Consider the following 10,414-nt stretch of genomic DNA (forward strand, 5'->3'; position numbering starts at 1 on the left):
AATAACTCCAAGTACCACTATCGTAGTAACAAGGTCAAAAGCGCCCATTCCCTTTTCCATATTTAAGCTCCTTTTGTCCTTTTGAGGACCACTTCTTTAAATTCCTTAAGTGTTGGATTTATGTGTATTGTCTCGTTTAACTTTCCTTCCAACACTTCCATGGTTTTATAACCATTGCCGGTAATGTATGCTACCACAATCTCATCTGGTTTAAAGTACCCTTGTTGAGCTAGTTTCTTCAATACAGCTATAGTGGTACCACCGGCTGTTTCCGTAAATATCCCTTCTGTTTGAGCTAAAAGCTTCATACCCTCTATTATTTCATTATCATCTGCTGTTTCCCAAACGCCACCAGTTTTTCTTACCACATCAAGAGCATAAATACCATCTGCTGGATTTCCTATAGCTATTGATTTTGCTATCGTATTTGGTTTTACCGGTTTTACAAAATCAAGTCCCTCTTTAAAAGCTTGGGCTATCGGCGAACATCCTAAGGCTTGAGCCCCATATACTCTGGTGTTATATTTGTCTATCAGCCCTACTTTATAAAATTCTTCTATTCCCTTGTATATCTTTGTTATAAGTGAACCGCTCGCAGCTGGAGCTACTATAGCATCAGGGGCAATCCAGCCAAGTTGTTCTATTGTTTCAAAAGCAAGCGTTTTCGAGCCTTCCGCATAGTAGGGTCTAATGTTTATATTTACAAAAGCCCATCCTAAGTCGTTAGCAATCTCTGAACACAATCTGTTAACGTCGTCGTAATTTCCATTTACCGCTACTACCGTAGGATTGAAAACAAGGCTACCTATGATCTTTTGAGATTCAAGATTTGCTGGTATAAAAACGTAGCAATTCAGGTCTGATTGTGCACAGTGAGCTGCTACAGAATTTGCCAAATTGCCGGTAGATGCGCAAGCTCCTGTATCAAAACCAAATTCTTTTGCTTTGGATAAAGCTACAGATACAACTCTGTCCTTAAAAGACAGGGTTGGATGATTTACTGAATCATCTTTTATATATAGGTTGTTGAGACCTAGAAATTTACCAAGCTTATCTGCTTTTTTTAACGGAGTAAAACCAGCTGTAAGACCAACTGTAGGGTTCTCCACTGGAAGCAAGTCTATATATCTCCACAAACTTTTAGGGCCATGAGATATTTTTTCTTTATTTATCGTGCTTTTAATATAGTCATAATCATAATTTACTTCCAAAGGACCAAAACAAAACTCACAAACGTGTATTGGTTCTATAGGATATTCACGCTTGCACTCTCTACACTTTAGTCCTTTGAGTTTTGCCATTTCCTAAAAACCTCCAAAAATGTGATAAATAATTATTATAACTCTTTTATACAGCGCTAGGCATATTTTCTTGTTTAGATGCTTTTATAGTCTGGAACAAGCTTCTGCCGGTTTTCTTTCTCGCTATCTCCATAAGACCAAGGGCCGTATATCCATAAACTGTGGTTTGGACATTATCTTTTGAAAAGCCATTTTTTAAAACATTGAGCACTTCTTTCCTATGCTCTTGATCTTTCATAAAGATAAAATCTATCATTACAATACCACCAATATTTCTAAGCTTTAGCTGTCTTGGTATTTCCTTTGCGGCTTCTAGATTTGTAGAAAAAGAGCTTGACTCTATACAATCACAAGTGTTTTTACCGCTATTTACATCTATTGTAGTCATAGCCTCCGTTTCTTCTATTACCAAAAAACCGCCGCTTTCTAGCCATACATACTTGCTTAAGAGTCTGTTTATATGCTTTTCTACTTCGTATAAGTTTTCTAACTTCTGGTTATCGATAATCATTTCAACGTTTATATTTAAATCGTTTGACAATATGAAGCTAACTATGTTGTTGTAAATTTCTATATCAGATACTACAATTTTCTCTATACCACCAACATAATCTTTTATCATTGATATATAACATGGTTCTTTAGGTTCTAATTGCATAATAGCTTTGTTAGATATGTTTCTTATAAGTTTTGATTTTTTTCTATAAAATTCTAGCTCTTGTTCTATTTTTGATATATCCACATTTTTAGCTTGGCTCCTAATAATTACGGATTCTTTTTCTTTTAAAAGCCCATAAACTTTATCAACGTAATCGCTTTTAACGTTCTCATCAAAAAGATGTGAGGTTTTTACAGATTTATCAGTTTCGTAGTATATTATGTACTTTCCTTTAAAAGAGAGTTTGGTGGTTAATTTAGCTCCTTTAAATTTGGATGGTTCTTTTTTTACTTGAACAACAACATAATCTCCTATTTTATATTCTTTATCAGCTTCTTTGAAAGGCAGATATCCATCTTTTTTTAAACCTATATCAACAAAATATCCTTCTACCCCGTTTGCGATAGATTTTATCTTACCTAAAAAAATAGATGAGCTATATTCGGGATCATTTACATTGTCTACTTTAATATCTAAAAGTTCGTTACTTTTAAAAAGCATTGAAAATATTAAATCATTCTTTTTATATACTACCAATTTCATCTTTTATATTATCTAACATTTTTAATATTTTAGCCGCCCTATCAAAAGATTCATCTTCTAAGCCGTCCAAAAATTGTCCTAACATATCCATGAGTTTATTACCGTCTTTCCTAGTATAGGAAGTCCCATCTTCTAAAATAATTTCTTCATCTGCGAAGTTCATAAAAATGCTTCCTTTGCTGGTGTGGACGGTCCAACTTCTATCTATAAAATGATGATTCCAAGCTACTTGTAACTGGAACGGTATTTCGTTGTTTACTTTTCCTGTTAGCTCCCAGATATGCCCAACCCTAACGTTTTCTATTGTAACATCGCCAAACAGATACAATAGATTGTACAAGTCGTGCCAAGCTAAATCCCATATAGGGTTTATATAGCCTCTTCCTTTGTTTAGTCTTTTGATTTCTATGTATTTTGGTTTTATATGTTTTGGAAATTCTTTTATGCAAAGCGAGAATCTTTCAATTTCTGATATCCATATTCTATTCTTGAATTCTGATAAGCTTACAAACTCTTCATAAGATGTCGCTGGTGGTTTTTCTATGAGTATATCAACTCCAATGTTTAACAACATTCTTGCTATATTTACGTGCTGAGTAGGATCTGTTGCTACTATAGCCTTAGAGATGGATGAATTTAAATCTCCTATATCGCATACATAGGGAAATCCTTTGTCTAATACTTTATTAATATCTCTATCACAAAGCACTATATCATTGGTTAACTGCTTCAGCACGTTTAGATATTTATTGCCCATATTACCAACGCCTATCAATACGATATGGTTTTGTGCGCTCATAGCTCACCTAGCTTGTAAGATTTCACTAAAAGTCTTTGTTGTTCTATTATGTAGCTTCTTATGTCCTCTTCTTGCTCTTTTGTTATATTCTCAAATTTTATACCATAACAAAAATGGTCTACAGCATCAAATTTATTTCTTATGGTACCAAATATTATTAAATCTTTATCGTATATACGGAACTTTACAAATACCTTCTGAAGATCAGACAAAGATACACTGGTGCAAAACCTCGTTCCCCCTATGCTCAAATCCTTTATTACTCCTTCTATAAACTTGTCTTCTTCTGGTTCTGGTAAAATCTGTTCTTTTTCATAAACTTCAAGCTCCTCAGCTGTAGGGATATATATATATGCTTTTAAGCTTAGCTCAATTCTTACCGCATCTCTAATAGGTACCCTTACAACCTTGTCTGAGTGCTCTACTTTGTATAAAATCCTACCAGAATCCTCAGATATCCCAACAACCTTAGAACTAAAAGATGTTTGAACGTAGTCTTGGGTGATAAAACTAAACGTTATAACATCTCCTATTTTGATAGGGCTTTTGTTAATGTTGTAAAGCGCCAAATAGATATATTTTTCGTCTTTATCCCATACAACAGCGTCGTATTGTCTTTCATTAAACAAAATCTTTCCACTTTGATATAGCTCTATGTCTTTTGTGGTTGATATAGGCAAAAACCATGGTACATGATCAAAGCCAAGCTTATGTCTTATTTGGTTTATAATATCTGCGAAAGATGTATCGTTGTTTAAGATTTTTGATGCTACTATTTCAAAAACCTTTTTATTGTTGAAAACAAGTGCAATATTCCATCTGTAATCTGATGAATATCTCCACAAAAGCTCTGCTTCCAAATCTGTTAGCCCATATTCTTTAGCTTTTTTGAAAAATTCTTCTTTTATTTTATTTCTTTTTTTAATTTCTACTATCAAATACGGTACTAAAAAAAACAAAAATATAACGGTTAAAAGCATCAGCAAAACTATTATTATGTTTGTGGTATTTGAGCTACTATACCATATATTTACCGCCTGCTGTAAAGTATTCATTAAATCTTATTCGGAATTTTGCAGATATCTTTCAGCAGCCATGGCAGCTATACAACCCTCTCCAGCAGCAACAACAACTTGACCTGTTTGACCACTTCTACAATCCCCAGCGGCGAATATGCCAGGTACTGAAGTTTCCATGTTGTCGTTTACTTTTATATATCCGTATTCATCCATTTCCACCAAATCTTTTACTATGTCTGTGGCTGGTATCATACCTATAAATATAAAAACGCCGTCTACAGCTAACGTTGAATGCTCACCAGTCTTTGTATCTTCTAACAGTAAAGAGCTAACAAAATCGCTACCTTGTATAGCTTTTACAACCTTATTTGGTATGAATTCAATTTTTGGGTTTGCAAATAGTCTATCTTGAAGAAGAGGTTTAGCTCTTAATTTATCTCTTCTATGTATAAGATAAACTTTTGAAGCAAAGCGTGTTAGGAAATTTGCCTCTTGGACCGCCGAATCGCCACCGCCTACAACTGCTATTGGTACATCTTCAAAAAGAGCACCATCGCAAGTGGCACAATATGAAACTCCTCTATTCAAAAATTCTTTTTCTCCTGGTACATCAAGGGTTCTCATTCTGGCGCCGGTGGTAATTATAGTGGTTTTAGCTTTTAATTCTGATCCATTATCAAGTTTAAGGGTTTTAATATTGTCGTTGTTGTTTTCTACAGATATCACACCTTGCCTATGGATTTTAAGGCCAAATCTCTCTGCTTGAGCCTTAAATTTGTTGGTAAGCTCTTTGCCGCTTATGCCTTCTGGAAACCCGGGATAGTTTTCTACCAAATCGGTTATGGCTATTTGACCACCGAGCGTTGATTTTTCTAAAAGTATAACATCCATCTTCGCTCTAGCACAATAAAGGCCGGCCGTAAGACCAGCCGGACCACCACCAACTATTACACAATCGTAAATTTTATGAGTATTTATCATAAATTGTTTTTGATCATTTTTCTTAAGCTATCTTCTGGCTGAACACCAACTCTAGTATCTACCACTTCGCCATTTTTAAACATCATTATGGTAGGTATAGCTCTAATACCGTATCTCATAGATACACCTGGGTTATCGTCTGTGTTTAGCTTACCTACTTTTATTTGGCCAGCAAATTCACCAGCTAGCTTCTCAACTACTGGAGCTATTATTCTGCAAGGACCACACCACGGTGCCCAGAAATCCACCAAAACAGGGACAGAAGAGTTTATTACTTCGCTTTCCCAGTTGGCGTCTGTAAGTTCAACAACATTATTTGCCATCTTGAACCTCCTTAAACAATAAATTATAAACTTCTATAGCTCTTTTGTCCTTGATAAAATAACATATTATAGATCCTTCTCTTTTCCATCCTACAATACCTTTTGAGCGAAGTATGGCAAGGTGCTGAGATATATTTGGCTGTGGAATACCTAAAACATCTCCTAGATTTTTTACACATTGTTTGTGTTCTATCAGAAGTTCCACAATCCTCAACCTTACCGGATGCCCTAAGGCTTTTAAAAATTCGGCTATATCTACTAATGTTTCTTCTTTTTCCACTTCTATGCTCATAATGAAAATATTATAAACTAATTTTTTTATATTATGCATTTTTTTAAAAGCTTTTAAAAATAAAGGGCGCAAGGCCCTTAATTGGGAATGGACAAAGCGCGGTTTAGAAACTATATTGAACATTTATATAAAATGTACGACCAGGCTCTGGCAGTTTTACACCTTCATTAAAAGGGTTTGAGTAATAGTCGTTGTAGCTATAATACTCTTGATTTAACAGGTTGTCTATCCCCAAAGTTATGCTTGCTCCATTTTCAAGATTTAGACCACCGTAGACGTTTATTATGCCGTATCCCGGTATTTTTTGCTCTTTTAAGTCTGTATTTACTTTGTTTTGGGTGCTGTCTAAAATTGTTTCTATAGTCCCAAAGTACTTTTTATCGTCATATCTTAACGACAAAATTTCTCTTAAAGGAGGTATATCTGGTAAATTTGGGCTTGTGATGTGTTGTAATTTATTTGTAATTTGGTAACCTCTCACATACGATGTTTTAGAGTCCAAGCTTATAGTTTTCGTTAGTCTATAAGAAGTATCTATATTTAAGCCATCCATAAAAGCCGTTGTATTCCAATATTCATTTATCATATTTGTACCTTGTTTAAATTGGGTAATTGTTATATAGTCTTCTATATATCTATAATAGGCATCAAGATTTAAGGAAAACTTATCGTATTTTGATGAAAAGCCTACATCAACTTCGTTGTTTTTGGCAGGTTTTAGGTTTGGATTTCCTATCCAATATTTGCCCATGTTTATAAAGTATATATACCTTTCTTCTGGGTCTGGTACTCTTACAGTATGTCCAAAACCTGCATAAAACGTATTGTTTTCGCTTAAGGGTTTTTCTAATTTTATATAACCGCTTAAGTATGTGTCTGTTTTATCGGATGGGTTTACACCGTACAACGATTTATAGTTGTATCTTGTCATATAACTCGAATTTTTGGCTATCAAAGAGCCGTCTGGAGAAGATTTTGTGTTGTCTATTCTCAAGCCAAGCGATAGTTTTAGGTTTTTAAAAACCAAGAAACTCTTTTTAGCAAAAGCACCTAAATTTGTTATAAATACATCTGGTATTATGTAAGGAGGTGTCATACGGCTAGGAATTTGATTTGCTGCGTACCAATTTCTTCGATAAAAATCTATTCCAAAATTAATATTTAAAATATCTGCCGATATAGATGAACCATAGGTTTTTGTCCTGGCGTAGGTGGCCATGTACATCTTTGTTTGTCTAAATTGGTTTGTCATAAGATGATATACATCTGTGTAGTAAGTTTTAAATCTAATATTTTTTAAGTCCTTTGAAATATTGTCTTTATCTATGTGAAAATTTACTATATTTGATCTATCGTATATAGCATCCATGCTAAGAAAAGGGTATAAAACGTTGTTGGCGCTTTGTTTTATGTAAGAAAGTCCTATGTCTGTATCGGTAGTTGGTGTGAAGCCAAACTTCGCCATGTAAGAGTTTATGTTAAAATCGTGGGTTGGAGTTGATTTATATTCGTTTGGTATATAATTTGTTATTTTAACACCGTGAGCGTCTTTATAGGGTTCTGCGGTTTTAAAAGAGTATCCCGCTACGAAGTAAAATTTACCATTGTTGTAAGAGGCTTCTACGTTTGGATTTAAAAATCCGTAAGAATTTGCGTTAAAAGATAGGTTAGAATGAAAACCAAGCTTTGGATATATAGTTTTAACATCTATTAGCCCGCCCATAGACCCCTGATGTGTAATATCGTAAGGACCATATACAATCTTAACACCTTGTATAAAGTTAAGCGGTATGTGAAAAGCTGGTACATCCATCCTAGCTGGACAAGCCCCATATATTCTTGTTCCATCTATTAAAAGGTTTATATTGTCTCTGTTTAAACCATTTAAGACTATATCGTTTGCAATAACACCTTTGGAATAGTTGAATATGCCTACTTCTTTATTTAATGCTTGTGCTAAATCTAAGCTATTGTTTCTACTTAGATTTTTCTTGCTTTTAAAAGCTTCAAAACTTTTTGGTAAACCAAATATCTTTAACGGTTTTAGTATGAAAACGCTTGATAAATCGTTTGCCAGACCCGCCGATGATAATACACAAAGACTAAGAAGCATTTTTCTTACCATTTCATATCCTCCTTTAGTTTAACTTATTATAAATTTTAACATAAATTAAATGTTAATTCAAGATAATTTTTTCCAAAATCGACTTTACAATAATTTAGAAGAAGAGCTATATTGATGTTTGAGGCGTAGCTACAATATGCTTAAATGTCTTTATTTCCATAACCTTTTTAGCCAAAATAAATTGGTTTAGTGCAGTGCTTATATTTTGAGCTTTTGCTCCTGCTGGACCTACGTAATGTGTATTTTCCAAACCCAAAGAGAATGCGGTTTTGTTCATTTTGCGTACAAAATTTTTTACATTACCGCTGTCCCATCTTGCCAATATATAAGCAAAATTGTTTGCAGAAGGAATGAGCATACCCTCTATAAGCTTTCTTTCACTTAAGCTTTCATCATTTGCTACTTTTGCTATAGATTGTCCCTCTTTTTTAAACTTTTCATATTCCTCCACATCCTTTTGCGTAATGTTTATTCTTGGACCTTCTACCCCTTCTTTTAGTGGATGATCTTTTAAAACAATATAAGCAGTCATTATTTTCGTTAAGCTAGCCAAAGGCCATTCTTTGTTAGCTTCGTGCTCTATTAATATTCCGTCGTTGAGTGTTCCTATCGCATAAACTTTATCGTTATTTGGAACTTCTAACGTTAATTTGCCGGGAATATTTATATTTTTAATAGTTAAAAAAACTTTAAGTTTATTGTTTGGTTTTAAAAGCCAAAAACCAATTAAGGATATAGTTATGAATAATAAAGCTAAAGAAATCAATCTCTTTTTAGTTTTGTTTAATTCTATGTTGTTTAACGTTTTCATAGCGGTGACTCCATATTTTTATGAGCAATATAATTGTAGTGGTTTCCAAAAAAGTAATATACTATTGCATCATACATTGCCTTTGCGAATTTCCACTGATATTGGGGATTAGTAAGCTTTTTCACATCTTCTTTGTTTGTTAAAAAACCTGTCTCCACAAGCACCGATGGTATACCAGGTGTCCTTAAAACCACAAAGTTTCTCCTGTGTATATTATGTAGCGTTACGTGTCTGTGTAACTCTTTGTTTAGAAAAAATGCTAAGTCTTTTGCAAATATGTAACTTTGATCCTTAGTTATTTTTAGAGCCATTTTTGCTAATATCTTTCTTGCGGATATACTTTGCGTATCTAAAGCGTTTCCAAAAACCACTTTATCAAAACTTACATTTTTAACAAGTTCATTGTATTTTCTATTTATACCAGCTGAGGATAAATAATATATATTTGTTCCATGTGGCCATTCTATATGATCTGGAGCTATGTTACAGTGTATGCTTATAAACAAATCTGCTCTATTTTTTATAGCAATCATCGCCCTTTCTTGAAGTGGTACAAATACATCTTTATCTCGTGTCATAATTACTTTAAATCTAGGATCGCGCCTTAAAAAATAATCAAGCTTTTTGCCTATAGCTAAAACTACATTCTTTTCCTCTACACCGTAAAGCCCTATTCCTCCCGGATCCTTTCCACCGTGTCCCGGGTCTATAACTACCACTTTTCTACCATTTGCACGGTTTGATAAAAATGTAGGTATATAAGATATCCTTACTTTATTTTTAATATAAGATTTGGGTTTTGGCTTATATACATCCATAACCAATCTTTCGGGATGATACAGTTTGAAATAATATACCTTAGAAGGAATAAATGGTAATTTGTAAAAGATTTTTAATTTTGAGATTTTAATTATAAGAACATCTCCCATATTCTTTACGCTAAACCTATGCACATTTCTTACATCAAACACATATCTTATTTTGTTTGGATAATAGCCTTTCCTTACATCTAGAATCGAAGCTTTTGCTATACTTATTACAGATATTAAAAGCATAAAAAATAATGCTTTTCTCATTTTATAGATTTTAATATACAAGTATAAATTTAAGATAAAAGCCGTATGTAATAGATATGATTTTGTAGAGCGTCTCCGGGCGGAGTCGAACCGCCGGCCTCGAGATTAGGAATCTCGCGCTCTATCCTACTGAGCTACGGAGACTTATAATTAAGTTATAATATTATAAATGAAAATGGTTATCTTGTGGTCGTTTTATAATATTTTAATGTTTTAAATCATTTTTAATAATAAATTTAAATTTATATTCTTTCTTATGAAGAAAGCGTTTGCAATTGGTAAGCTTAGGGAATTAGGATATAAAATAACTCCGCAGAGAGAGTATGTTTTAGATTTATTTTTAAATTCAAAGGAGCACCCTAGTGCTGAGGCTCTTTATGGTATGGTAAAGGAAAAGTTTCCTTATATTTCTTTATCTACAGTGTATAACACGCTTAATACGTTGGTAGATATAGGATTAGCCAAAACTATTTATTTAGAAGATAA

At 33.5% G+C, this 10,414-nt stretch carries 11 protein-coding genes and 1 tRNA gene; 1 reads left to right on the plus strand and 11 read right to left on the minus strand.

Annotation, left to right across the window (positions count from 1 at the left end; translation table 11 throughout):
- Window positions 1–62: 62 nt before the first annotated feature.
- The 11 genes from thrC to ACP5S8_RS02315 all read right to left on the minus strand — a co-directional run bounded on the left by thrC (window position 63) and on the right by ACP5S8_RS02315 (window position 10,072).
- Window positions 63–1,301: a threonine synthase gene (gene thrC / locus ACP5S8_RS02265; protein WP_461870504.1), complete on the minus strand. Its 1,239-nt coding sequence runs from the start codon at window positions 1,299–1,301 to the stop codon at window positions 63–65.
- A gap of 46 nt (window positions 1,302–1,347) precedes the next feature.
- Window positions 1,348–2,502, minus strand: coding sequence for a ribonuclease E/G (locus ACP5S8_RS02270; RefSeq protein ID WP_461870505.1), 1,155 nt, complete (start codon window positions 2,500–2,502; stop codon window positions 1,348–1,350).
- The gene (locus ACP5S8_RS02275) at window positions 2,483–3,301 is read right to left on the minus strand and encodes a Gfo/Idh/MocA family oxidoreductase (RefSeq protein ID WP_461875529.1); all 819 of its coding nucleotides are present in this window, start codon (window positions 3,299–3,301) and stop codon (window positions 2,483–2,485) included. Before ACP5S8_RS02275 ends, ACP5S8_RS02270 begins: the two co-directional genes overlap by 20 nt.
- Window positions 3,298–4,356, minus strand: a complete 1,059-nt coding sequence (locus tag ACP5S8_RS02280; protein ID WP_461875531.1) for a flagellar brake protein — start codon at window positions 4,354–4,356, stop codon at window positions 3,298–3,300. Before ACP5S8_RS02280 ends, ACP5S8_RS02275 begins: the two co-directional genes overlap by 4 nt.
- A 6-nt stretch (window positions 4,357–4,362) precedes the next feature.
- Window positions 4,363–5,301: a thioredoxin-disulfide reductase gene (gene trxB, locus ACP5S8_RS02285; RefSeq protein WP_461875533.1), complete on the minus strand. Its 939-nt coding sequence runs from the start codon at window positions 5,299–5,301 to the stop codon at window positions 4,363–4,365.
- Complete coding sequence (trxA, locus tag ACP5S8_RS02290; protein WP_461870509.1) at window positions 5,298–5,624, minus strand: thioredoxin; 327 nt, start codon at window positions 5,622–5,624, stop codon at window positions 5,298–5,300. The genes trxB and trxA overlap by 4 nt, the downstream gene beginning before the upstream one ends.
- On the minus strand, window positions 5,614–5,916 hold the full coding sequence (locus ACP5S8_RS02295) for an ArsR/SmtB family transcription factor (RefSeq protein ID WP_461875535.1): 303 nt from the start codon (window positions 5,914–5,916) through the stop codon (window positions 5,614–5,616). The genes trxA and ACP5S8_RS02295 overlap by 11 nt, the downstream gene beginning before the upstream one ends.
- 103 nt (window positions 5,917–6,019) lie before the next feature.
- Window positions 6,020–8,041: a TonB-dependent receptor gene (locus tag ACP5S8_RS02300; RefSeq protein ID WP_461875537.1), complete on the minus strand. Its 2,022-nt coding sequence runs from the start codon at window positions 8,039–8,041 to the stop codon at window positions 6,020–6,022.
- A gap of 106 nt (window positions 8,042–8,147) precedes the next feature.
- Window positions 8,148–8,852 carry a D-alanyl-D-alanine carboxypeptidase family protein gene (locus ACP5S8_RS02305; protein WP_461875539.1) on the minus strand — a complete coding sequence of 235 codons (705 nt, stop codon included), beginning with the start codon at window positions 8,850–8,852 and terminating at the stop codon, window positions 8,148–8,150.
- Window positions 8,849–9,928 (minus strand): N-acetylmuramoyl-L-alanine amidase family protein, encoded by a 1,080-nt coding sequence (locus ACP5S8_RS02310; protein WP_461872226.1) that lies wholly within the window; start codon window positions 9,926–9,928, stop codon window positions 8,849–8,851. Before ACP5S8_RS02310 ends, ACP5S8_RS02305 begins: the two co-directional genes overlap by 4 nt.
- Window positions 9,929–9,998: 70 nt before the next feature.
- Window positions 9,999–10,072: transfer RNA gene (locus ACP5S8_RS02315), tRNA-Arg, on the minus strand.
- A 112-nt stretch (window positions 10,073–10,184) separates the two neighbouring features.
- Between ACP5S8_RS02315 and ACP5S8_RS02320 the strand changes: the two genes are divergently transcribed.
- Window positions 10,185–10,414: Fur family transcriptional regulator (locus tag ACP5S8_RS02320; RefSeq protein WP_461875541.1), on the plus strand; the 230-nt coding region annotated here is incomplete at its 3' end.

Origin of the sequence: Hydrogenobaculum sp. (genome assembly GCF_049967395.1) — a bacterium.
GTDB lineage: Bacteria > Aquificota > Aquificia > Aquificales > Aquificaceae > Hydrogenobaculum.